This window comes from Chromohalobacter sp. 11-W (assembly GCF_029889905.1).
Classification (GTDB): Bacteria; Pseudomonadota; Gammaproteobacteria; order Pseudomonadales; family Halomonadaceae; genus Chromohalobacter.
Map to the genome: position 1 here is coordinate 263751 of NZ_JARANZ010000005.1, position 25304 is coordinate 289054.

Annotated in this window: 19 protein-coding genes; 5 read left to right on the forward strand and 14 right to left on the reverse strand. The window is 61.5% G+C overall.

Annotated features, from left to right (window positions below; translation table 11 throughout):
- Window positions 1–93 precede the first annotated feature (93 nt).
- Window positions 94–2037 carry an aconitate hydratase gene (locus tag OP494_RS09380; protein WP_280540467.1) on the forward strand — a complete coding sequence of 648 codons (1944 nt, stop codon included), beginning with the start codon at window positions 94–96 and terminating at the stop codon, window positions 2035–2037.
- Window positions 2038–2101: 64 nt separating this feature from the next.
- On the opposite strand, the gene ilvD is transcribed toward OP494_RS09380, so the two are convergent.
- From ilvD to OP494_RS09430, 10 genes are all read right to left on the reverse strand, one after another.
- Window positions 2102–3814: a dihydroxy-acid dehydratase gene (ilvD, locus tag OP494_RS09385; RefSeq protein ID WP_280540468.1), complete on the reverse strand. Its 1713-nt coding sequence runs from the start codon at window positions 3812–3814 to the stop codon at window positions 2102–2104.
- Window positions 3815–4130: 316 nt separating this feature from the next.
- Window positions 4131–6587 (reverse strand): endopeptidase La, encoded by a 2457-nt coding sequence (gene lon / locus OP494_RS09390; RefSeq protein WP_280540469.1) that lies wholly within the window; start codon window positions 6585–6587, stop codon window positions 4131–4133.
- Window positions 6588–6678: 91 nt separating this feature from the next.
- Entirely contained in the window at window positions 6679–7920 is a 1242-nt protein-coding gene (locus OP494_RS09395; protein WP_280540470.1) for a DUF945 family protein, read from the reverse strand.
- 40 nt (window positions 7921–7960) lie between these two features.
- The gene (locus OP494_RS09400; RefSeq protein WP_280540471.1) at window positions 7961–10168 is read right to left on the reverse strand and encodes an ATP-binding protein; all 2208 of its coding nucleotides are present in this window, start codon (window positions 10166–10168) and stop codon (window positions 7961–7963) included.
- 2 nt (window positions 10169–10170) lie between these two features.
- On the reverse strand, window positions 10171–10581 hold the full coding sequence (locus OP494_RS09405) for an oxidoreductase (protein WP_280540472.1): 411 nt from the start codon (window positions 10579–10581) through the stop codon (window positions 10171–10173).
- Between the two features lie 254 nt (window positions 10582–10835).
- The gene (locus OP494_RS09410; protein ID WP_280540473.1) at window positions 10836–11627 is read right to left on the reverse strand and encodes an MOSC N-terminal beta barrel domain-containing protein; all 792 of its coding nucleotides are present in this window, start codon (window positions 11625–11627) and stop codon (window positions 10836–10838) included.
- 211 nt (window positions 11628–11838) lie between these two features.
- Window positions 11839–14436: a TRAP transporter permease gene (locus OP494_RS09415; RefSeq protein WP_280540474.1), complete on the reverse strand. Its 2598-nt coding sequence runs from the start codon at window positions 14434–14436 to the stop codon at window positions 11839–11841.
- Window positions 14437–14597: 161 nt separating this feature from the next.
- Window positions 14598–15575 carry a TAXI family TRAP transporter solute-binding subunit gene (locus OP494_RS09420; RefSeq protein WP_280540475.1) on the reverse strand — a complete coding sequence of 326 codons (978 nt, stop codon included), beginning with the start codon at window positions 15573–15575 and terminating at the stop codon, window positions 14598–14600.
- 250 nt (window positions 15576–15825) lie between these two features.
- Window positions 15826–16632, reverse strand: a complete 807-nt coding sequence (locus OP494_RS09425) for a sulfite exporter TauE/SafE family protein (RefSeq protein ID WP_280540476.1) — start codon at window positions 16630–16632, stop codon at window positions 15826–15828.
- A gap of 63 nt (window positions 16633–16695) precedes the next feature.
- Window positions 16696–17181, reverse strand: a complete 486-nt coding sequence (locus tag OP494_RS09430) for a DUF192 domain-containing protein (protein ID WP_280540477.1) — start codon at window positions 17179–17181, stop codon at window positions 16696–16698.
- 71 nt (window positions 17182–17252) lie between these two features.
- On the opposite strand from OP494_RS09430, the gene OP494_RS09435 reads away from it, so the two are divergent.
- Window positions 17253–18116: an EamA family transporter gene (locus OP494_RS09435; protein ID WP_280540478.1), complete on the forward strand. Its 864-nt coding sequence runs from the start codon at window positions 17253–17255 to the stop codon at window positions 18114–18116.
- Window positions 18117–18122: 6 nt separating this feature from the next.
- Here OP494_RS09435 and modC read toward each other — a convergent pair whose 3' ends face one another.
- From modC to OP494_RS09455, 4 genes are all read right to left on the reverse strand, one after another.
- Window positions 18123–19217: a molybdenum ABC transporter ATP-binding protein gene (gene modC, locus OP494_RS09440; protein ID WP_280540479.1), complete on the reverse strand. Its 1095-nt coding sequence runs from the start codon at window positions 19215–19217 to the stop codon at window positions 18123–18125.
- Window positions 19210–19905: a molybdate ABC transporter permease subunit gene (gene modB, locus OP494_RS09445; RefSeq protein WP_280540480.1), complete on the reverse strand. Its 696-nt coding sequence runs from the start codon at window positions 19903–19905 to the stop codon at window positions 19210–19212. Before modB ends, modC begins: the two co-directional genes overlap by 8 nt.
- Window positions 19905–20705 (reverse strand): molybdate ABC transporter substrate-binding protein, encoded by an 801-nt coding sequence (gene modA, locus OP494_RS09450; RefSeq protein WP_280540481.1) that lies wholly within the window; start codon window positions 20703–20705, stop codon window positions 19905–19907. The genes modB and modA overlap by 1 nt, the downstream gene beginning before the upstream one ends.
- A gap of 165 nt (window positions 20706–20870) precedes the next feature.
- Window positions 20871–22850, reverse strand: coding sequence for a ligand-gated channel protein (locus OP494_RS09455; protein ID WP_280540482.1), 1980 nt, complete (start codon window positions 22848–22850; stop codon window positions 20871–20873).
- A gap of 242 nt (window positions 22851–23092) precedes the next feature.
- On the opposite strand from OP494_RS09455, the gene OP494_RS09460 reads away from it, so the two are divergent.
- The 3 genes from OP494_RS09460 to OP494_RS09470 all read left to right on the forward strand — a co-directional run bounded on the left by OP494_RS09460 (window position 23093) and on the right by OP494_RS09470 (window position 25297).
- Window positions 23093–24031, forward strand: coding sequence for a LysR family transcriptional regulator (locus tag OP494_RS09460; protein WP_280540483.1), 939 nt, complete (start codon window positions 23093–23095; stop codon window positions 24029–24031).
- 177 nt (window positions 24032–24208) lie between these two features.
- Window positions 24209–24427 (forward strand): DUF1656 domain-containing protein, encoded by a 219-nt coding sequence (locus OP494_RS09465; RefSeq protein ID WP_280540484.1) that lies wholly within the window; start codon window positions 24209–24211, stop codon window positions 24425–24427.
- The gene (locus OP494_RS09470; protein ID WP_280540485.1) at window positions 24428–25297 is read left to right on the forward strand and encodes an efflux RND transporter periplasmic adaptor subunit; all 870 of its coding nucleotides are present in this window, start codon (window positions 24428–24430) and stop codon (window positions 25295–25297) included.
- Window positions 25298–25304 lie beyond the last annotated feature (7 nt).

Below are 25304 nucleotides of genomic sequence, written 5' to 3' on the forward strand. Positions count from 1 at the left end.
CCCGTCACTGGCAGCGGCTACATGCTCAGTCCGTGAAGCCGGCGATGTCTGTCCTACACTTAAGGGACAAATTTCACCATTGGGGACATCATCATGCGTCACACACCCCGTAACGTTACCCAGAAACTCATCGCCTCGCACCTCGTCAGCGGCGATATGACGCCGGGCGCAGCCATCGGCCTGACAATCGATCAGACCCTTACTCAGGATGCCACCGGCACCATGGTAATGCTGGAGCTGGAAGCCATGGCGCTCGATCGGGTCAAGACAGAGGTCTCCGCCCAGTACGTCGACCACAACCTGATTCAGGAAGACAACAAGAACCCGGACGACCACCGCTTTCTACAGACCTCGGCGGAACGTCTAGGCGTATGGTTTTCACGTCCGGGCAACGGCGTCAGCCACCCCACCCACCAGCAACGCTTCGGCAAGCCCGGCAAGACCCTACTGGGATCGGACAGCCACACGCCGGCCGCCGGCTCGCTGGGCATGCTGGCAATCGGCGCCGGCGGCATCGATGTCGCCATGGCGATGGCCGGTGAACCCTTCCATACGCGCATGCCGGAAGTCTGGGGCGTGCGTCTCGAAGGCCGCCTGCCCGACTGGGTCAGCGCCAAGGACGTGATTCTCGAGATGCTGCGCCGCCATGGCGTCAGCGGCGGCGTGGGACGCATCATCGAATATTATGGCCCCGGCCTCGAGCAGCTTTCCGCGATGGACCGCCATGTCATCGCCAACATGGGCGCGGAACTCGGCGCCACTACCAGCGTGTTCCCCTCCGATGCGGCGGTGAAGGCGTTCCTCACCGCCGAGGGGCGCGGCGAGGATTGGCACGAACTGTTGCCGGACGACGGCTGCGGCTACGACCGCCACGAGACGATCGATCTATCGCAACTCGAGCCCCTGATTGCCACCCCGTCGAGCCCCGGCAATGTGGTTCCGGTGCGAGAGGTAGCCGGCCAACCCTTATCGCAGGCATATGTCGGCTCCTCGGCCAACCCCGGCTATCGCGATTTCGCCATCGTCGCCGCCATGCTCAAGGAACGAACCATCGACGATAACGTCTCGTTGGAGGTCAATCCCACCTCGCGCTCGATTCTCGAAACGCTGACCCGCGATGGCCACCTATTGAGCCTGCTCGGCGCCGGCGCGCGCCTGCACCAGGCTGGCTGCAATGGCTGTATCGGCATGGGACAGGCGCCGGCCAACGACACCAACAGCCTGCGCACGGTGCCGCGCAACTTCCCCGGCCGCTCGGGCACGCGCGAAGACCGCGTCTTCCTGTGCAGCCCGGAAACCGCCGCGGCCTCGGCGCTCAAGGGCGTGATCACCGATCCTCGAACGCTGGACATGGCCTACCCCCAGGTGCAGGAGCCCGACGACCCGATCATCAACACCCGCACCCTGATCGCCCCCATGGAAGCATCCAAAGCGCGCAAGGTGCATCTGATCAAGGGCCCGAACATCGAGTCGTTGCCGGATTTCGAGCCGCTCGAGACACAACTGGACCTGCCGGTTCTGGTCAAGGCCGGCGACGATGTCTCCACCGACGAGATCATGCCGGCCGGCGGCGAGGTGCTGCCCTACCGCTCCAACATCCCCAAGATCGCCGAATTTTCCTTTCGCGGCGTCGTCGACAGCTATGCTGACCGTGCTCGCGAGACAGGCGATCATATCGTCATCGGTGGCGAGAATTACGGCCAGGGCTCGAGTAGGGAACATGCCGCCATCGCCCCGCGTTACCTGGGAATGCGTGTCGTCATCGCCAAGAGCTTTGCCCGTATCCACCACCAGAACCTGGTCAACTTCGGTGTGCTGCCGCTGACCTTCTCCGACGGCGACGATTACGACGCGCTCGAGGTCGATACCCACATCGGCTTCGATAAGCTAAAAGAAGCGCTGGAAGCTGGCGGTCCCGTGACGGCACAGGCCGGCAACCGAACGCTGACACTCGAACATGCCTTGACCCCACGCCAGGTCGAGATCTTGTTCAGCGGCGGCCTGATCGCCTGGATGCGCGACCACCAGGCCGCCTGACAAGCCCACCAACGAGAAGCGGCCCCCGCAGGGGCCGCTTTGGTGATGCAAGGCAAACGCCGTCTCAGTCGTCCAGCGCTTCAGGCAGGTCGGTGACCGCCCCTTTCGACGCGGAGCTGACCGTCTTGGCGTACTTGGCCAGCGTACCGCGCGTGTAGCGCGGCGCCGGACGCTTCCAGGCCTCGCGACGCCGCTTCATCTCGTCGTCGCTGATATGCAATGTCATCACATCGTTTTCGGCATCGATAGTGATCTCATCATGATCTTCGATCAGGCCGATGGGGCCACCCACGAAGGCTTCCGGCGTGACATGGCCGACCACGAAACCGTGACTGCCGCCGGAGAAACGCCCATCGGTGATCAGCGCGACCTTGTCGCCCAGGCCACGACCCATGATCGCCGAGGTGGGCGTCAGCATCTCGCGCATGCCGGGGCCACCCTTGGGGCCTTCGTAGCGGATAACGACGACGTCGCCGGCGACCACGGTGAGGTCATTGATTCGCGCCTGCGCTTCCTCTTCGGAGTTGAAGACGCGGGCGCGACCCGTGAAGCGCGTGCCTTCCTTGCCGGTGATCTTGGCCACCGCCCCTTCCGGCGCCAGATTGCCGTAGAGGATGCGCAAGTGGCTGCTCGATTTGACCGGCGCATCCAGCGGTTTGATGATTTCCTGACCCGTCGGATAGGGCGTCACGTCGGCCAGATTCTCGGCCAATGTCTTGCCGGTCACGGTCAGGCAGTCGCCGTGGAGCAGGCCCGCGTCGAGCAGGACTTTCATCAGCGGCTGGATACCGCCGATCGCCACCAGTTCGCTCATCAGGTAATGACCGCTGGGACGAAGATCGGCGAGCACCGGCACGCGCTTGCCGATCTCGGTAAAATCGTCGAGCGAGAGTTCTACCCCGATGGTGTTGGCCATGGCGATCAGGTGAAGCACGGCATTGGTCGAACCGCCCAGGGCAATGACCACGGTGATGGCGTTCTCGAACGCCTTGCGGGTCATGATGTCCGAAGGTTTGATGTCCAGCTCGAGCAGCTTGAGCACAGCTTCGCCGGCGGCGCGACTATCATCCTTCTTGCTCTGGGACACCGCATCCTGAGCCGACGAATTGGGCAGGCTCATGCCCATGGCCTCGATGGCAGACGCCATGGTGTTGGCGGTATACATGCCGCCACAGGAACCCGGTCCGGGAATGGCGACTTCCTCGATCTGCTTGACCTCGATCAGCGACTTGTTGCCCTGCGAGTAGGCGCCCATCGCCTCGAACACCGACACCAGGTCAGTATGCCCGGCGCCAGGCTGGATGGTGCCGCCGTAGACGAAGATGCTGGGGCGATCGAGGCGCGCCAGGCCGATCATGCAGCCCGGCATGTTCTTGTCGCAGCCACCGATGGCGACCACACCATCGAAGCCCTCGCAACCGGACACCGCCTCGATGGAATCGGCGATGATCTCGCGCGAGGCCATCGAATACTTCATGCCTTCGGTGCCATTGGCGATGCCATCACTGATGGTGATGGTATTGAACACCACACCCTTGCCACCGGCAGCATCGGCGCCGTCACTGGCAGCGTCGGCCAATACGTTGATGTGGCTGTTGCACGGCGTGACGCGACTCCAGGTCGACGCGATACCCACCTGCGGCTTCTTGAAATCCTCGTCGTTGAAGCCCACCGCACGCAGCATGGCGCGACTGGCAGCCTTGCCGGGGCCATCGACGACATTGGCGGAATGGCGGCGACGGTGATCGGCGTTGGCGGGAGAGTCCTGCTGGCTCATCAAGTGCTCCTGTTTCGTCTGGTAGGCCCGAGGGCGAATTATATGGGCGACGCATGCCGGCTGGGGTGATGCAGCGATAAGACGAGCGACGTGCGTCCAATGTCACGGTCACATGACGTTGCGCGGGCCTCGTGTTTCTTGGGTAAGGCGGCTCTCGTGAAGCGGCTCTTCTAGTGAAACGACCTGGATAAAGCGACTCGCCATGCCCCGCGCAGAAAGGGGTACGTCCATTGTAACGACGTTGGGCGCGATCGGACATCCGATCGCGCCCAATAGTGAGCACGTGAACACGCTCCTTCAGGCAGCGCCTATACGACTAGCCGAAGACCACCTTAGCCACGTCCCGGTAGCGATTGGCGAAGTGCACGATCATCCCCTGCTTGAGGTAATCGGGCAGCTCCTCATAATCGCGACGGTTGGGTTCGGGCAGAATCAGCTCGAAGATATCGCTGCGCCGCGCGGCAATCACCTTCTCGCGAATACCCCCCACCGGCAGCACCTGGCCGCTCAGCGTCAACTCGCCGGTCATCGCCAGGGGTCGGTCCAGGGGCTGCTGCTTGGCCAGCGATAGCAGCGCCGTGGTCATCGTCACGCCGGCCGATGGGCCGTCTTTGGGCGTAGCGCCTTCGGGCACGTGCATGTGCACATGCGCCTCGTCGAAGAAGGTCGGGTCGGCGCCGAATTCCCTGAGATGCGCCACCGTGTAGCTATAGGCGATATTCGCCGACTCCTGCATCACGTCGCCCAACTGGCCGGTGAGCTTGAGACCGCGCGATTTCGCGTGCACGCGCGCCGCTTCGACCGGTAGCGTCGCCCCGCCCATCGAGGTCCATGCCAGTCCGGTGACCACGCCGACGCCCTTGAGCACTTTTTCCTTGCGGAACGTCGGCGCTCCCAGGAAGTCTTCGAGGTTGTTGACCGAGATCTTGACCGTGTCCTGCTCGTTTTCGAGCATCGTCACCGCCGCCTTGCGCACGATGCGGTGCAGTTGCTTTTCCAACTGCCGCACCCCGGCTTCGCGCGCATAGCCCTCGATGACCTTCCTGAGCGCAGCATCGGTGAGGTTGATGCGCTTCTTGGGGATACGGTCGCGCTCGAGCAGCTTGGGCCACAGATGGTGCTTGGCGATGGCCATCTTTTCCTCGGCGATGTAACCCGACAGACGGATCTGCTCCATGCGGTCGAGTAGCGCCGGTGGCAACGAATCCAGCGTGTTGGCCGTGCATACGAACAGTACCTTGGAAAGGTCCATGCGCACGTCGAGATAATGATCGAGGAAATCGACGTTCTGCTCGGGGTCGAGCACTTCGAGCAACGCCGAGGCCGGGTCGCCCTGGAACGACTGGCCCATCTTGTCGACCTCGTCGAGCATGATCACCGGGTTTTCGACCTCGACTTCCTTGAGCGCCTGCACCAGCTTGCCTGGCATCGCGCCGATATAGGTCCGCCGGTGGCCCTTGATCTCGGCCTCATCGCGCATGCCGCCCACCGAGAAGCGATAGAACTCGCGGCCCAGGGCTTCGGCGATGGAGCGCCCCACCGAGGTCTTGCCCACGCCTGGCGGGCCGACCAACAGCAGGATCGAGCCGCCGACATCGCCCTTGAAGGTGCCTTCGGCGAGGAACTCGACGATGCGCTCCTTGACGTCCGTCAGGCCATCATGGTCGCGATCGAGAATCTTGCGCGCTCGGGGCAGGTCGAGCTGGTCCTCGGAGGTGATGCCCCACGGCAGCGATGTCAACCAGTCCAGGTAGTTGCGCGTGGTGCCGTATTCCGGCGAGCCGGTTTCGAGCACCGAGAGCTTGCCCAGTTCGTCCTCGATGCGCTCCATGACGCGCTCGGGCACTTCCAGATTCTCGAGGCGTTCGCGGAACGTATCGACATCGTTCTCGCGGTCGTCCTTGGAGATGCCCAGTTCGCGCTGGATGACCTTGAGCTGTTCGCGCAGAAAGAACTCGCGCTGGCGGTCCTGCATCTGCGCATTGACCTGCTCGCTGATCTCGCTTTGCAGCTGCGCCACCTCGATTTCCTTGCGTAGCAGCGGCAGTACCTTCTGCATGCGCGCCATCACCGGCAGCGTCTCGAGCACTTCCTGCAGCTCAGGCCCCTTGGCCGAGGTAATGGCTGCGGCGAAATCGGTCAGCGGACCGGGTTCATGCGGGCTGAAGCGATTGAGGTAATGCTTGAGCTCCTCGCCGTACAGCGGGTTGATCGGCAACAATTCCTTGATGCCATTGATCATCGCCATGGCGTAGGCGCGCGCTTCCTCGTCGCTGGCCTCGATGGGTTCCTTGGGATAGGTGACCTCGACCAGGTACGGCGGTGTCTTCGACAACCAGCGGACGATACGAAAACGCCGCACCCCCTGGGCGATGAACTGGATCTGCTGCTCTTCGGTCTGCGAGCGATGAACCTTGACCGCCGTACCGATCTCCGGGAAGTCACCGGGCCCTAGCTCATCGACGCCGGAATCGCCGACGAACGCTACCCCAACGCTTTGGTGCGGCGTGTTGCCGACCCGCTCCATGGTCTCTTCCCAGCGTTCGCGGTGGATGACCAGCGGCTGCACCTGCGCAGGGAAGAACGGCCGGTTGTGAATCGGCAGTAGGTAGAGACGCTCGGGCAGATAGTCCTGCGTCGGCACCACCGCACGTCCTTGGGAGGTCGATTCTTGATCGTCCTGCGTCGGGGAATTTTCCTCTTCGGCGTCTTGCCGTGCCTCTTCGAGTTCGGCGTAAAAATCCCGGGATTGATCCTGATCGCGTTCGCTCATCATTCACCTTGAAAGTCGTCGGGCAAATTGCCCGTTTGCCAAGAGGAATGCGGGCGTCACCGGCGAACTTCAAGCCTACGCGGCATGATGCTCACCAACGCAGCGCACGTTCATTGACACGCCATTGGCCGGCATCGACGCGAAACACCAAACGCGGCGTCTCCGGCGGAAGCCCCAGATGCAAGGCCAAAAGTGCCGGCGCATCGACAAGCGTGATATGGCCATCGAGACGTTGCTGGAGATGGCGCCAGAAGGCGGGAGATGTCACCGGGGTGGCCGCCAGCGAGGCCGCATCGTCACCGTCGAGCGTCAATTCTCCGAAGGCGCGGCTATCGACGCCGAAGGCCTCGCTGGTCACTTGCAGGGTCTCCAGCGTGAGTCGCGGTGAATCACGCAGCACATTCACTACCAAAGGGGTCAACCGCGCCCACCGCGACGTCGCGTCGACCGAGGCCACGTCACGGCCGTTGTCAGCGCCCAAGCTCTCCTCATGCATGCGTTCGATTAGAGCGCGCAGGGCATCGGCATCGACGCGCGCCAATCCCAGCGACATGCGACCCGAGGCCACCGACTGCCCCGCCACGGCGATATCCGCCACGTTGCCTTCACCATGATAGTCGAAGGCATCATCGTCGAGGCGCAGGTCGGCCTCGTAATCCAATGCATTCAGCGAGAACGACGCACCGTCCTGCCAGGCCAGCGACGCCAGAGAAAGATCCATGCTGTGATGAAAGTTGCGCTCGTCGCCCCGATGACGCCCCTCGACGTCGAGCGCCCCGAGCTCGAGCGACGCCTCGCCCAGCGATACGTGCCACGGCGCCGAGCGTAAGTGATAACGCACGTCCCCGGCATGCCCATTCAACATCAGCTCGCCGGCGCCGACTTCCAGCGACGCCGCTTTCGGCAGCACACCGCGTGCGGTGAACGCCGCCCATTTCAGCCGCCCTGTCATATCGCCCGACAACGTTCGATAGGTAGCCTGCCATGTCGGGGCTGCATCCGCCGCCAACACCGTCGTCCCTGCGTGGGTGACAACCGCTTCACCATCGAGGTGACTGCTCAGAACGCCATGACGGACGCGATAAGGGAGCGAAACGCGCAGCGGGCTACCTTCCCCCGCAACGGTTTCCAGACGCAGAACGCCGGAGGAATGCCACCACCCTTGTTCGACCTCATGACGCGAGGCCTGCCAGCCCTGGCGAGCATCCAGCCGTGCGGTCAGACGCTCCAGCGCCTGTTCGCCGACATGACTCGACCACGCCTGCGCCACACACCAAGCGATGCCGAACAGCAAAAGCAGGCAGCCCCCGCCGATCCAGCGTTTCTTGTGCATTATGATGTCTCCAGATGACGCGAGGCGCCTTCACGTCTCTTCAGGCGGGCATGTCATTGGCCATGCGCAGCGCCTGACGCGACGAGGTGATGGTGGGACGCAACATTCTCCACTGCCGACCGGCTTCGTCCGAGTCCGCCTGGCGCGCCACACGCTCCAGGCAATCACTGCCGTGTACCAGGCGCGTCAAGGCCAGCGACGACGACTCGCCCTTGAGTCGATGTGCCAGTTCGGCCGTCCGCGTCATATCCGCGTCGGCGACGGCCGCCTCGAGCGCCTCCTCCAGCACCCGCGACTGATACTGCCAGGCGGCCACCAACGCACTACGCTGCGCCGCACCCAAAGTGTCACCGAGCATCGCGAATTCCTGGCGATCGAGGAGCGCCGGTAGCGTATCCGCCGACTCCACCACGGCAGACGACCGTGCCTCGTCAGGCGTGGACGTCTCTTCCAGATCGCGTAAACCGAAGCGCACGAGGAGATCGACTAGAACGTGCTGGCGAATGGGCTTCGTCAACACCTCCGCCATGCCGGAGACCAAGGCCCGTTGATGTTCTTGGGTAGTGACGCTGGCGGTCATCGCGACCAGGGGGGTGGCCTGGTTGGGACCGTTTTGGGCAATAATCCGCCGTGCCGTCTCCGGCCCATCGAGCGTGGGCATACGAATATCCAGGAAAATCAAGGCGAACGTTGTGCGCTCGGTGAGTTCCAAGGCCGCCTCACCGCTGTCGGCGACATGCACCGTATGTCCAAGACGCTCAAGCATGGCCACGGCCACCTGGCGATTGACGGGATTGTCCTCAATCACCAGCAGGGGCGCCGTGCGTGCCGCCGTCGCGTTCCATGTTTCCCCTGACGGAATGAGCTTTCCACCGCTCTCGGCGTCGCGGGGCAATGGCAGCTCGAACCAGAAGCGGCTGCCCTGGTTGGCCGGACTCGAGACGCCGATACGTCCCTGCATGGCTTCCACCAGCCGCTTGCTGATGGCCAGCCCCAGGCCGGTCCCATTCTGCGTGGCTGCCCCCTGGTAAAAAGGCTGAAACAAACGTTCGCGGTCGACGTCATCGATGCCGCAACCGGTGTCGCTTACCTCGAAATGTATCCAATCGCCGCGCATCGGTTTGACGATCAGCGTCACGCTACCTTGCCGCGTGAACTTGAGCGCGTTGGAGAGCAGGTTGAGCAATACCTGGCGCAAGCGCCCCACATCGCCTACCAGGTACTCGGGTACCGACGGCGAGACGACACTCACGAACTCGACATAGGTGGCGCGCGGCTCGAGCAGTCGCATCAAGGACCCGACAAGCTCGGGGAGAGAGAACATCTCACGCTCGATATCCAGATGCCCGGCCTCGATCTTGGAAAAGTCCAGTAGATCGCTGATCAACACCAACAGCTGTGAACCGCTATCGTGGATGGTTTCGACATATTGATGCGAGGTTTCATCCAGCGTGCGTTCGCGCAGTAGCTCCGTCATCCCCAGCACACCGTTGAGCGGCGTGCGTATCTCATGGCTGACGGTGGCCAGGAAGTCCGACTTGGCCTGGTTGGCGGACTCGGCATGACGCGCGGTGTCCTGAAGCTCCTGGCTCAGATGCTCCAATGCCCGTCGCGCCGCGATATTCTCTCCCGCCTCCTGAAACAGGAAGCGGATCACCAACACGGTGGCGCCGCACATCAGCAAGATCAACGCCAGCAAGGCGGCATACAGCGCCAACTGCACTTCACGCTCACGCGTCTTGGATTCGGCGAGATAGGCGTTGACCGACACGACGAGGCGCTCGCTGAGGCCGCTCAGCGTCTGCAAGCGTTCATCTAATGAGGAAAGCTCGGGTGATTCGGGGGACATCCGCGTCAAAGCGGCATCGAGCGCATCGCTGCGCGACAGGATCTCTGGCAACAACGCGCGCGCTTCGGGCAGCGACTGAAAAAGCGCGGCGATTTCGCCTTCGCGTAGCAGATTGATGCGGCTATACAGCAATTCGAAGCGCATGCGCACGTCATCGAACTCGCCCGGATTCTGTTCGGCCTGCAAGACGGCATTGCGCATCTGAATGGTTTCCCGATCCAGCTTGTAGGCCGCCCAGGCGGCGTCGCCGGCAACACTCTTGGCCAGGACTTCCTGTCGCCAAATGATCAAGCTGACCACCACCAGGGCCGCGACGAAAAACAGGATCGCCGCGCAGGCCCCAAGCTTGAGCCGCATCGGCAAACGCGACACGAGATGGATACGGGAGCGCCAGGCCATCATCATTCCACGACGATACGCGCGACCTGCCAGACCGAGCGGAAACGCACTTCCTCGGTCTGCAGTTCGGGATGATCATCGAAAGGATAGAGCACGAACAACGGGCCGTATTCGCGCACCGGCATCGGCTCGCCATCGCGCTGCATGGCTAGAATTACTCCGTACTCTCTTGCCTCGGGCAGCGGTACGTCGGCAGCGAAATCATTCAACGCGACGACGTGCAGCGAATCGCCGCGAGCGCCGACCGCATCGTAAATTGCGCCCAGTAAGGGACCTTCGAAATGCGATGCACCTTCGGTCCAAGGGGTATGCGTGACGGTTGTGCCTTGTGGCAATTCCTGGAGCATGTCGCGGTCGAATCGTGCCACACCATCACCGTTGGTACGCGAGATATTCCCCTCCACGGTCAACATGACCTTTCCTTCGGGAGCCGGCAATGGGTGAGCATGCACCGCCGAAACACAGGACATGAGCAAAAAGAAGCCAAGTCCGGCCGTCATGCCTCGGCGTCCCAGGCATTGCTTCAGCGTGATCAAGACACCCATGATTAGCCGTTCCCATCCGAGTGCGAGCAAAAACGTCATACCGCTATCAATGACCCTACCACCGCAAAATGGTGCTTGCATGCCATGCGTGGTTGTCGAATGTCGTGGTTGATCCATCCGCCTCACTCCAGCACCTCGAGGCGATCATGACGCGTAATGCGGCCCTCGTTTTCGGCAATCAGGTTCTGCCCGAAATACACCTTGCCGCCCTCGCCACGCCGGTAACCGGCCAGCGTACGCAAGGGTTCGCGGCCCTCCTTGAACGTGCCCGTGGCGGGATCGACGCTGACCATCGCGCAGCGAGCACAAGGCTTATCGACACGGAATACAACCTCGCCCAGACGGATGCGTCGCCACTCATCCTCGGCATACGCGGTGGTACCGGCGATCACCAGATTGGGACGAAACTGCGCCATGAGATGCTGCTCAGCAGTACGCGTGTTGAGATCGGCCAACGAGGCCTCGGAGATCAATAACAGCGGGTAGCCATCGGCAAAGCTGACGCGCTGTTCGATGGAACGCCGATAACGCGAGGATTGCTCACCCAGCCACAACAACCGAGCGGGCTCGCCCGCCACCTCACTGAACCAGGCATCCAGACGTGCATGCGTGGTCCAGGCATCGAAGTCGTCGGCCCATACCGTGGTGGCGAACGTTGCTAGATCGAAGGCTCCCACCGCCAGTTCCAACGCGGGCAGTTGCGGATGCGACAGGCCCAGCGTTTGACCGTCGAACGTCGCAGTCACGCACTGCAACTGAGGATGCGTGCGGGCGGTCAGGAAGGTGCCATCGGGCTTGGCAACCATGAAACGTCTATCACCGACTATCCCTTCCACACCGACCCATGCCGATTCTTGCATACGTCCCGCAGTGGATTTAACGGGATAAAGGTGGATCGTGGACAGCGACGCCATGGCAGCCTCATTGGGGTCTAGGGAATTGAGAGGGTATTTCTGAGCATTGTCGCAAAAAATACCGCCTGCCGCCTCGATAGTGACGCGCCATTGCCCCGTCCGGGGGGGGGTACTTGAGCAGTAAACACAAGCGACAGCCACCATCAAAAACGCCCGCCTCTCTCGAGGCGGGCGCATTTTGTTACACCACGTACCGACGCGATGTGTCCGTTTACGTCCCAGCATCGGCGTGCCGGCTCGGTGTCGGCCGCCTACGGCGTTGCAGCCAGACGACGAGTGCGAATACCGCCAGTCCCGGTATCCACATCCACTCCTTCGGCCAGCGCTCGACGGGCGCGCGAATCGACACGATCTCTTGATCGAAATCGAAGCCCAGTTTCTCCGCCTGGCTATTGAAATCGGTCATGTCGACCAACGTCTTGCCATCTTCCTGCATCAAGGTCAGGCCCAGGTTCTGCATACGCTCGCTACCGCTGTCTCCTTCCGGCGCCGGCACCAACATCACGAAACTGGTCGGTGACCCATAGGCATCGAGACCGTCGACACGAACGCGCAGGTTGCTATCGTCATCGATGGCGCCTAATGCCTGCTCGAACTGCGCGGGAGGAATATCTCGATACGGGTCATGAATCATGTCCATCCAGAACCCCGGCCGGAACAGCGTGAAAGCCACCAACAGCAGCAGCAGACTCTCGTACCAACGGCTCCTCACCACCATATAGCCCTGCGTAGCGGCGGCGAAGATCAGCATCGCCCCCGTCGCCACCACGAAGATCAGTATGCCGTGCCACCAGTTCACATCGATCAACAGCAGATCGGTATTGAAAATGAACAGGAAGGGTAACGCCGCCGTACGCAAGCTGTAATAAAACGCCTGGAAACCGGTGCGAATGGGATCGCCCCCGGAAATCGCCGCAGCGGCGAACGAGGCCAGCCCCACCGGAGGCGTCACATCGGCCATGATGCCGAAATAGAAGACGAACAGATGCACCGCGATCAGCGGTACGATCAAGCCATTCTGCTCACCCAGTTGGACGATGACCGGTGCCAGCAGCGCGGAGACCACGATATAGTTAGCCGTGGTTGGCAGCCCCATGCCCAGAATAAGGCTCAACACTGCCGTCAGCATGAGCATCAGCAACAGATTGCCCATCGACAGCGTCTCGACCAAGCCTGCCAGCACCAGCCCCACCCCGGTCTGGGAGACGGCACCGACGATAATCCCCGCCGCCGCCGTGGCGATGCCGATACCGATCATGTTGCGCGCGCCATCGATCAAGCCTTCCCAAAGATCGACGACGCCACGCTTTGCTTCATTGCCTAGCGCGCCGCGGCCGCGGAAGAATGCCTCCAACGGACGCTGGGTCAGGATGATGACGATCATGAGCACGGTGGCCCAGAATGCCGAGAGCCCTGGCGACAAGCGCTCCACCATCAGGCACCACACCAGCACCACGACAGGCAGCAGAAAATAAAGCCCTACCATCACCGTGGGCCGCGTTTGCGGAAGTACTGAGATATCGCTATTGGCATCGTCCTTCTCGAGCTCGGGGTAGCGTGATCCTAGCTTGAGCAGCGCCACATAGATCACCGCCAGCCCCACGGCGGCCACCCACGGCATGGCCTCACCCAGCACCGGCTTGAGCCATCCCAGCCCGTAATACACGATCAGGGCCAAGGCCATGATCCCGACCAATCCGGTCAGGAAGCCGACGATTTTCTGAAGCCATGGACGGACGGGATTGCTGCTCTCGAGCCCGCGCATGTTGGCCTTGAGCGCCTCGAGGTGAACGATGTAGATCAGGGCTATATAAGAGATCAACGCCGGCAGGAAGGCATGCTTGATGACTTCGACATACGAAATACCCACATACTCGACCATCAAGAAAGCCGCGGCCCCCATCACCGGCGGCATGATCTGACCATTGACCGACGACGAGACCTCGACCGCACCGGCCTTGGTGGGACTAAAGCCAACGCGCTTCATCATGGGAATGGTAAAGGTACCGGTGGTCACGGTATTGGCAATCGAGGAGCCCGAAATAAGACCGGTCATGCCCGAGGCGACAACCGCCGCCTTGGCCGGACCGCCACGATAGTGGCCCAGCATCGAAAACGCCATCTTGATGAAATAATTGCCGGCCCCGGCCTTATCCAGCAAGGCACCGAACAATACGAACAGGAACACGAAGCTAGTCGATACGCCCAAGGCGATGCCGAACACGCCTTGCGATGTTAGCCACTGATGATTGACAAGGCCATAAAGGCTCACCCCGCGATGCGCTAACATCCCCGGCATGTAGGGGCCTGCCAGTGAATAGACGATGAACACGATCGCCACGATCATCAGCGGTGGTCCAAGCGCACGCCGCGTGGCTTCCAACAGCAGCAACAGACCGATCACACCGATGATGACGTCCTGCAGGATCGGCGCACCGGGGCGTTGCGCAAGTTGCTCGTAAAAGAAATACATGTAGGACGCCGCAAAGGCGCCTATCAATGCCAATCCCCAATCCAACAACGGCACTCTTCCGCGCGGTGAGCGCTTGAAGGCCGGATAAGACATGAAAGCCAGGAAGATGGCAAAGGCCAGATGGATGGAACGTGCCTCCGTGGCACTGAACACCCCAAAGCCAAATACAAAGGGTAAGGGCGAAGCGATCCAGAGCTGGAACAACGACCAGATCGCCGCCACGCAAAGCAGCAGTTTGCCAACCGGCCCCGCGGGCTTGCGAGCCCCGGTCTCGTTGGCAGCCAGTTCTTCAAGCTCGGCTTCTCGCGTGGATGCCGTCGACTTATCGTCTTGCATACTGTTGTCCCGGTGGTGTCGATCAGAGCGTGCTTCGCGTGCCCTGACCGACCAAAAAACACATCACAGTCGCTTGTTGCATTCGCCACCGCGTGGCCAGAACCAGCGATGCGCGGCGCCGAAGCGGCCGCGCATCGTCTAGCACGACATCAAGCTAACGCTTACAACCAACCACGCTCTTTATAATAGCGTTTGGCGCCTTCGTGCAGCGGCGCGGAGAGACCGTCGGAAATCATTTCTTCCGGTTCCAGGTTGGAGAAGGCCGGGTGCAGACGCTTGAAACGATCGAAGTTGTCGAACACCGCCTTGACCACTTCGTAGACGACATCGTCATCCACTTTGGAAGAGGTCACGAAGGTGGCCTTGACGCCGAAGGTCTCGACGTCATCGTCATTGCCCTTGTACATGCCACCGGGAATGACCGACTTGGCGTAGTAGGGATATTCCTCGACCAAGCCATCCACCGCGTCGTCGTTCAGCGGGACGAGGTTGGCATCGACGGTCGTGGTCGCTTCCTGAATCGCACCATTGGGGTGGCCGACCACATACGCCATGGCATCAATGTTGTTATCTGCCAGCGCCGAGGCCATTTCGGAAGCACCCAACTCGGAGGCCAGCGAGAACACATCTTTGTCCCAGCCCTCGGCCTCCATCAGCACTTCCATGGTGGCGCGCTGGCCGGAACCCGGGTTGCCGATGTTGACGCGCTTACCCTTGAGGTCTTCGATGCCGTGGATGTCAGCATCCTTGCGCGCCAGAACGGTCAACGGCTCACCGTGCACGGAAAATACCGCACGCAGGTCTTCCATCGGCTGCTTGAAATCACCCTCGCCGTTGTAAGCACGATATTGCACGTCGGACTGCGCGACGCCCATGCTCAGTTCATCGGACTTGATGCCGTTGATGTTGGCCACGCTGCCACCGGTAGACGGCGCGTTACAGCGGATGTTGGTGTCTTCCGAGTTGCGGTTGACCAGGCGGCAGATCGACTGTCCCACCACGTAGTAAACCCCTGTCTGCCCACCTGTCCCGATGGTGACGAAGCGCTCCTGATCTTGAGCCATCGCCGGCGTCGATAGCGCGGCGGCACCCAGCAGGGCCCCGGAGAATAACGCAGCGGTAAAGGCGTAACGTTTCATGCATGCACCTCTTTAACATTATTTTGACGAGCCGATCGCAAGGCCGAGGCCACGACCGGCAACAGGGAGCGACCGAAAAGCACCGCGAACGCAGTACACTCCAGCGCCTTCAATTCCCTTGCTCTCAGCTTAGGCAATATGTGCCAAAGCCGATAGCCGGCGGGCATGATAACCGCCCGTTGCGCCAACCGGAACAGACGTTTGCTATATCGAGCCCGTATTCGACCAACGTCTAACCCCATACCCGCACCTATCCCGACAAGACGGTGAACAACATCTTGACCGACAACGCCATCAAGACAAACGCGAAGATGCGCTTGAGTGCGGACACGGGCAGACGGTGGGCGAGCCGAGCGCCCAGGGGTGCGGTGAAGAAGCTCACGCTCGACATCAGGATCACGGCCGGCCAGTAGACGAATCCCAGCGTCCCCACAGGCAACCCCGACTCTCCCCAGCCGTTGATCAGATAGCCGACCGCGCCTGCCAGCGCGATTGGCAACCCCACTGCTGCGGATGTGCCGATCGCACGCCGCATGGAGACGTTGCACCAGGTGAGAAAAGGCACCGTCAACGAACCGCCACCGATGGCGACCAAAGCGGAGATACCGCCGATGCCCAGCCCCACGCCCGAGACGCCCCAGGTACCCGGTAAGGTGCGCGACGGCTGGGGCTTGAGATTAATCAGCATCTGTAACGAGACGAAGGCCATGAAACAGGCAAAGAAGATGGCCAACCCCGACGTCGGCACGTGGGACGCCAGGAAGGTGCCCAGAAACGTCCCCACTAGAATACCCGGCGTGATGGAGCGCACTACCGGCCACACTACCCCGCCGCGACGATGATGCGCGCGCAAGCTCGCCAGCGATGTGGGGACGATGGCGGCCAGCGACGTCCCGAGCGCCACATGTACCAAGGTGTCATGCGGAAACCCCTGCAGGGCGAACAACGATGTCAGTATCGGCACCATGATGCCGCCACCGCCGACTCCCAACAGGCCGGCGAAGATACCCACTACACCGCCCAAGGCCAGATAAGCCAACCACCATATCGGATCCACGTTGCTCACTCCTTGTCATCGAACGTTCGACGCCACGTCAGCGCCGACAATCGGCCCGCCAGCCTAGCGCGGCGATAGTAAAGGCGCTATCGGAAGGCGATCACCCACCTCGATGCCGTGTCGACGGAAATAACCGGCATTGACTTCCAGGGCCGCGCGAAATGGAACCTCGGCCGCATAACTGGGGCACTCGGCACTGGAAGTGGCCTGGCACGGCTGCATGTGTCGGATGGCGCGCACCTCGCCCTCCGCACCTAAAAAAGCGATATCCAGCGGAATTCGCGTGCGATACATCCAGAACGCCGCCTCAGGAGGTTGTCGGCGTGGGTAGACGAATAGCATGCCGGCATCCGTTGCGAGCACGTCGCGCCCCATCAACCCCCGGGCACGCTCGTCGGCCTGCCTGGCCACTTCCACCGACAGCGTCTCGCCAGCAATTTCCAACGTGGCGCGCTCGAGCGTCGCGCGTTCCTCTCCGAATGCCGACACGAGTGTTAGCGCCCAAAGGCCCAACACTATCCAGCTCGACACGTACAATGTCCGTTTCATGCGCTATCCTCTTGCGTTCTATCGCCAAACGCGAATAGATACCTCAGCCTACGCAGCCACAAGGACATACCGTGCCTCTTCGCGATCTTCTGATCGGCCTTTTAGTCATCGTCATCTGGGCCTTCAATATCATCGTCATCAAGGTCGGCGTGGACGACATGCCACCCCTGATGCTGATGACACTGCGCTTCATGCTGGTCGCCGCCTTGGTCGTCCCCTTCACACGCGTGACACGACGGCAACTGCCATGGCTGCTGGTGTTGTCGGTCACCTTCGGCGGCCTGCATTTCCCGCTGCTGTTTCTAGGCCTGGGACAGGCCGAGGCCGGCACCGGCGCCTTGCTGGTGCAGATGGGGACGCCCTTTGCCACCTTGCTCGCCGCTGTGTTCCTCAAGGAACGCCTCGACCTTCGCCGCCTGCTCGGCTTGTTGCTGGCCTTCTCCGGCGCCGTGGTACTCGCTGGCGGGCCGGCGCTGCCCAATGCCACGGCCACGTTGACGCTCTTGACCAGCGCCCTGGCCTGGGCGGTATCGACGTTGATCATCAAGCGTGCGCCGGCCATCTCGCCGCTGACGCTGGCCGGGTGGATCGCGCTATTCGCCATTCCCCAGGTCGCATTGGGCAGTTGGCTTTTCGAAACTCAGCACATGCAAGCGCTTCGCCAGGCCGGCTGGATCGGCTGGGGCGCGGTATTCTACACGGCGGTGATGTCGTCGATCATCGCCTATGGCTTGTGGTATTCACTGCTGCGTCGCCACCCGATCAACCGGGTCGTTCCGCTGACGTTGCTGATGCCGGTCATCGCCGTTTTTCTCGGCGTCTGGCTGCTCGGTGATGGCCTTGATAGTCACAAGCTGCTCGGTGGGGCGCTGGTCATCGCCGGGCTGGCGGTGATCAATCTGCCGGGAAGGTGGCGTACCCGCGCCGCGCCTTGAGTACGCTCACATCACGATCACATCATGGCGGGAGATCGTCACGCTACGCAGTCGCGCCTGCAGCGCTTGCCCCGCGCGCAGTCCCATTTGGCCAACGGCTTCGCGGGTGAGACGCGCCCGCAGCGCCTGTCCGCCGACGTCCAGCATTACCTCGACGAAGGGGCCATGGGCTTCGTCACCGATCTCGCGTAGCGTCGCCGGTATGCAGGCAAAATCCGGCAAAGGCGGCGTCCATGAAGGCGCGATCCCGACATCGCGCGCCCGCAGGCGCAAACGCACCGTATCCCCCACCGCCCCCTCGAGACGCGCGACGCTCAACGTCTCGCCCTCGGCCATGCCCGGCAGTACCAGACGCGTCAAGCAAAGCGCTTCATCATGCGCGACGATACGCGCCTCGAGCAACGAAGACGCCTCGAAACGCCCCGTACGCGGGCCCAGATCGAGGCGCGCAAACATCTCATCCACCGGCCCGCTGGCCATGACACGGCCCTCTTCTATCAATGCCACGCGATCGGCCAGGGCCCCGATTTCGCGCGTGTCATGACTGACGAAGAGAATCGGCACGCCAGTGTCGCGCGCCAAGCGCCGGATATAGTGCAGGAGCTCCTGCTTTCGCGCCCCATCCAACCCGGTAAGCGGCTCATCCATCAGCAGCATGCGCGGTCGCGACAATAGCGCCCGGCCGATGGCCACGCGCCGTGCCTCGCCTCCCGAAAGCAGCCCCGGCGTACGCGATAGCAAATGGCCGATCCCCAACAGTTCGACAAGACCATCGAAATCCGCGCGCGCCGCGCGCGGCATACCGTAGCGCAAATTGCCACGCACCGAATAATGCGGAAACAGCCGTGCTTCCTGAAACACGATGCCCAGTTGGCGCCGATGGGGCGGTACCCAGAGGTGGCGCTGAGTATCCACCAGCCATGTATCGCCCAACCGGATGGTACCTGTCTCCGGCGCCTCCAGGCCGGCGATCAAGCGAATCAGACTGCTCTTGCCGCTACCCGAGCGCCCGAACAACGCCGTGACGCCTTCCGCCGGCACCGCCAGTGAGGTATCGAGCGTGAAATCGCCCAACCGCTGAAAGACCTGCGCCTCAAGCATGGCGTCCCTCCAGGCGTCGGCGTGCACGCCGCGCCAACCATTCCGACGCCACCAGCGCGATCAACGCCACGATCACCGAAATCACACACAGCCGCGCGGCGGCGGCCTCTTTTCCGGGCGTCTGCACCAGGCTGTAAAGCGCCAGTGGCAAGGTGCGCGTCTCACCGGGAATGTTGGAGGCGAAAGTAATCGTCGCGCCAAACTCGGACAGCGAGCGTGCGAATGCCAGCACGCTACCGGTCAGAAGGCCCGGCAATATCAGCGGCAGGGTCACCGTAAGAAAGGTCTTCCAGCGGCTCGCGCCTAGCGTGCGGGCCGCTTCCTCCAGCTTGCGGTCGACCGACTCCAATGACAGGCGCACGGCACGCACCAACAGCGGAAACGCCATCACTGCCCCGGCAAGCGCCGCCCCTTGCCAGGTAAAGGGCAGACTCACGCCAAGCGTTTCGTGCAACCAGTGACCCAGCGAGCCTTGTCGCCCCAGCGACACCAGCAGCAAATACCCCACCACTACCGGCGGCAGCACCAACGGCAAATGCACGATGCCATCGAGAAGTGTCTTGCCCGGGAAGTCGAAACGCGCCAACACGTAGGCCATGCCCAGCCCCGGCAACAGGATCACGGCCACCGCGACACCGGAAACACGCAGACTCAGGGACAGCGCCTCCCATTCCAGCGGTGTCAGCATTATGACGCGTCTTCCGCCGCCACGGTCGCAAAGCCAAAGCGTTGAAAGATCGCGGCCGCCTGACGGCCATCGAGCCAATCCGCCAGAGACTTGGCCGCATCACTCGGTGCGTCGCCGATCAATGCCATCGGATAGATAATCGGCTCATGGGACGCGTCCGGGAACAGGCCCAGCGTCTTGACCTTGTCGCTAGCCTCGGCATCGCTGGAATAGACGATACCCAACGGCGCCTCACCGCGCTCGACCAGCGCCAAGGCACTGCGCACGTTGTCGGCACGCGCCAGCCGTGGCGCGAGCGCCTGCCACTGACCCAGCGATGTCAGCGCCTGCTTGGCATAGATACCCGCGGGGACATGCTCCGGGTTGCCGAGTGCCAGACGCCCGTCTCCCAATCGTTCGGCGATCGAGGCGGTCTCATCCGGTGTGAAACGAGCAAGATCGCTGTCCCGAGGCGCAATCAGCGCCAGGCGATTGCCCAGTACATCGTGGCGATGCGAGAGCGTGATCCCCTCCTGCGCGTCGAGCCAGTCCATCCAGCGCTCATTGGCCGAGAGATAAATGGCCGCCGGCGCACCATTGGCGATCTGCCGGGCCAACGTCGACGAGGCGGCGTAGACAGGCACGATCTCGACATCGTGATCGCGCCCGTAAGCATCAGCCAGCGCATCGACGGCATCGGTCAGCGAGGCCGCAGCGAAGACCTTGACGCGCTCACCCGCCAATGCCGAAAGACTTGCCATACCCAACGACAGTGCCAGGGCATGAACGATACAAAGACGAACCAGCGGACGACGTGACATAGAACTCCGGGCCTGACGGCCTTCTTGATACACATGACAAGTGAATTAGCTTACCGAAAATAGCATGCGCAATGGCAACAACCCAGACACTCGCTAGGCAGCCGTGCCGAACGCAACAGGGAGGCCTCAAGGCCTCCCTGCACGACGCGAGCGTTCATTCGCTGCTTAGAAGTCGAGGCTTGCCCCTACCCAATACCGACGCCCATCGTCCACGTAACCGTATTCGTCGTAGTCGATTTCTTCGTCGAAGATGTTATAGACACCGAGCATGAGCTTGGTTCGTCTGGTGAGCTGCCATGAACCGCCACTGTCCACGAAGGTGTAGGAAGGGGCTCGGGTGGTATTGGAAGAGGGCCCTTCGACGGGCTGACTTTCCTTACCGCGGTAGGTCAAGCGAGCCCAGGCATTGAGGCGCTGCGACGGGGCCCAGTCCAGCGTGCCGCTGAACTGATGTTTGGGCAATTGGGTCAACGGATTGCCTTCGTATTCGCCGCTTTTTTGCTCGGAGTCGGTATAGGTATAGCTCGTCGACAAGGTCAACGTCTCGGTCAGCGGCGACGAGAGTGCGAGCTCCACGCCTTGCGTCACGGCTTCGTCGACATTGATGCGGGTATTGGTCCGCAGAGTGCCGTCATCGTCGGTATCGTACTGCGTTACCGGCGGGCATGCCGTGGCCGAGCCACAACGTACCCGCGTGATCTTGTCCTCGAAGTCGTTGTGGAACAGTGTCACGCTGGCATTCAGGCCACTCGGGGCGCTATACAGCAAGGCCAGCTCCTGGTTGAGCGATGTCTCGGGCTCCAGATCCGGATTACCGTAAGTGGTACCGCCACGACTAATGGCTCCCCAATCGGCCGTTACCTCACGCAGCCCGGGAGCGCGATACCCGGTGGAAACACCGCCCTTGAGCGTCCAGCGCGGCGCCGCCTGCCAAACCCCATACAGACGCGGGCTGACATGGCTACCGTAGTTTTCGTTGTCATCCAGACGCACCCCGCCGGTCAACGAGAAATCTTGCGTCAATAGCCATTCATCCTCGGCGAACAGCGCCCACTGATAGTTACTGACCTGGGTCCGGTCAGAAATCTGGTTGGTGTTCTGATCATCGAGTTCTTCTTTCTCATAGTTAGCGCCCAGCGTCACGATATGACCCGACAACGGCAGTACCCACTGGGTGTTCGCCACGGTGTTGGTAATTTCTATATCGCGCGACTTGTTATCGGTGGCCTCGCGCTGGACGTAACTGTCGGAGGTGGCGAATCCCCAGCGCCCGGTATGGGTCAATGCGTAATGTTCGCGATCATGCTCCGAATAGCTATCGGTACAGCCGCCGCGGCACCCTTCCGCCGGGGCAGATTTGCCGACATGTGACGCGCGATCCTGCGTTTCCTTGCCGACCTCAACACCAAAATCGTGATTCTCGCTCGGGGTCAGCGCAAATTTGGCGGTCAGGCTTTGTAGATCCTTGTCCTCGTACCCTTGCTCGATGTCATCTTCCTCACGCTTCTGGTACTGGCCATAGACTTGCAGCCCCAGCAGGTCGTCGGCCAAGGGCCCCGAGACATAAAGCTGCCCCTGATTGGCATTGCCCGAGTCGCTGTCTTCCTGAAGTGTGGCTTCGGCACGCACGTTGCCGTGCCAATCATCGGCCACCTTACGCGTAATGACGTTAATGACCCCGCCGATCGCGTCCGAGCCATAAAGCGTCGACATCGGCCCGCGAATGACCTCGATCCGCTCAATGGCCTGCAGTGGCGGCAACCAGTCCTGCTCGAACCCAGCACTTCCATTGGGACGCGACTCGCGCGAGGATTGGCGGCGACCATCGACGAGCATCAAGGTGTACTGCGCCGGCATGCCACGCATGCTGATATCGGCGCCGTTATCGCCACGACCACCTCCCGTGACGATAACGCCGGGGACATCACGCAAGGCGTCGGTGATATCGCGGTAGGCCTTTTTCTCGAGCTGCTCGCGCGAAATGACACTGATCGATGCCGGCGCGTCCTGTATCTGCTGGGCGTATCCCGCGGCGGTGACGACGACATTGTCGAGTTGGACATCGTCATCGGCAGCATAGGCCAGCGGCGTACCGAGAGTGGTAACGGCAAGTGCAAGCACTGATGGCCGAACGTAATGAGACATGATGCGTTGTTCTCCCTGATGAATCCCGCTCCGACACCGCTGGAGCTTTTGCATGATATTTAATGCGAATTTTTATCATTTAGATTCTTTCACAGAGAGTGACAACAGAACACGGGACAGGGCGTTTCATAATCCGCAACGCAACAAGAGATAATTACAAGCGTTAATGATTTTCAAAAACGTCGCACAATATGCCAGAATAGTGACCCACTCCACGCACCACGCTGATGATGGCCTATGGCATGCACGATCTCGATGAATTGACCGCGTTCGCCTCGGTCATGGCGTCCGGCAGCCTGACCGCCAGCGCACGCGAACTGGGGCTAGCGAAGTCGACACTCAGTCGGCGTATCAGCCAGTTGGAAGAACGACTGGGGCAACCGCTGCTACGACGCCAAGCCAACCGACTGCTTCCCACCGAAGCCGGTACGCTGTTTCTTGCCTACAGTCAGCAGATACTGCACCTCGCCGAGCAAGGCCAGCAGGCGCTCGACGATTTGCGCGCAGATGTCAGCGGCACGTTGACCGTCGAGGTGCATAACGCCTTTGCGCGGGGCTGGTTCAGCCAGCAGATGGAAGATTTCGTGGCACGTCATCCGGGCGTGCGCCTGAACCTGCATACCCGCATGACGCCGCCCACGGGCCCCGAAGACGAGACCCTGTGCCTGTGGCTGGGCGACGTCGCCGACTGCGGCCTGCGTCAGGAAACGCTTGGCTACATGCGTCGTGGCGTCTACGCGCATCCCGACTATTTCCGGCGCCATGGCATGCCTCGCCACCCCCGCGAACTGACAGAACACGCCTGGGTCGATTTGCTCGGCACCAGTGAAGAAGGCGTGACGTTGCATCACACGCGTGAAGGAGAGACCCGGATCACGCTGCCGCCCTCACGTCTGCACGTGGATCAATACGTCCTGCATATCGATGCCATCGCACGAGGACGCGGCCTCGGCCTTCTCCCCCACTGGATGGCCGAGAAACGCCTTCAACATCATCCCGGCAGCTTGGCGCCCTGCCTCGCAGAATGGGCACCCTCGTCACTTCCCATCACCTTGCTCTATCCCTTCGGGCGTTTACCTCGCAAGAGCGTCACGCTTCTCGAACAGATCCGCCAGACCGTGCCGGAGAGCTGGCGCCTGCATTCACCTATCCCGCCCGAGCGCGTTTTCACGCTAGACTGACAGCCTCAAAATGGCATGCTGTACTCTCTTTTATAAAGAACCGGTTCATATAAAAAGCTGGCTCAAGTGAAAGTCAGTGCATGTGGAAGCCGGTTCATGCGAAATGCCGATGTCCAGGTGTCGCGCATTTTGATAGCGTGCTAACATATGCGCTTGCCTTGGCGAATGGGAGAGGGAATGGGTCTCAAGGAAATCGCTGTCGGTGGCATTTATCTCAGTCCGCTGCTTATCTATGCCCTGTTAGGGTTCATCGGCGCACTCATTGTGCGTACCGTATTGCATCGACTCGTAGGGCAACACATCCCTTGGTTCGAAGCGTGGTTCGATGCCGCCTTGTTCGTCATCATTACGGCCGCCGTCGCCTTTGCCTTCTCGCCCACTGCTGGAATCGTTTAAATGCGCACACCGCTACGCATGCTGATCACCCTCGTTGTCGTGGCACTGGCCATCGCTGCCGGCGTCTGGCTCTGGCATTACTATCTATATACGCCATGGACACGCGACGGCCGCGTTCGTGCCGATGTCGTCACGATCGCCCCGGATGTCTCGGGCTGGGTGCGCCAGCTGCCAGTGAGCGACACGCAGAAAGTCGAACAAGGCGACACCCTGTTCCAGATCGATCAGGCGCGTTACCAAACTGCCGTCAACAAAGCCCAGGCCATGGTCGCGTTGAACCAAGCGCAGTTGGAGCTCAAGCGACACGAGGAGAACCGGCGCAACAACTTGAGCAATCAGGCCATCAGCAGCGAGGATCGTGAAGTCGCGCGAATCGATACCCGCGTGGCGAAAGCCAATCTCGACGAGGCCCAGGCCAACCTGGAAAGCGCCCAGCTCGACTTGAAGCGCACCGTGGTCAAGGCACCCGCCGATGGGCATATCCTCAATCTGCACCTTACCGAGGGCAACTACGTTTCGGCCGGCAATGCCGTGATGGCACTGCTCAAAGCGGACTCCTACTACGTGACCGGGTATTTCGAAGAGACCAAGATGTCGCGTATCGATGAAGGCGACACCGCCAAGATCACGCTGATGAACGGCGATACCGAATTGCGTGGCCATGTCACGGGCGTCGGACGCGGGATTGCCGATAGCAATACCTCGCCCAACGATCAGCTCTTGCCTCAGGTCGAGCCGACCTTCAATTGGGTCAGGCTAGCGCAGCGGATTCCGGTGCGCATCGCGCTCGATGAGGTCCCCGACGAGACGCTGCTCAGTGCCGGCATGACCGCCACCATCCATATCGTCGACGAGACGGATACCGACTGAGCCGCCC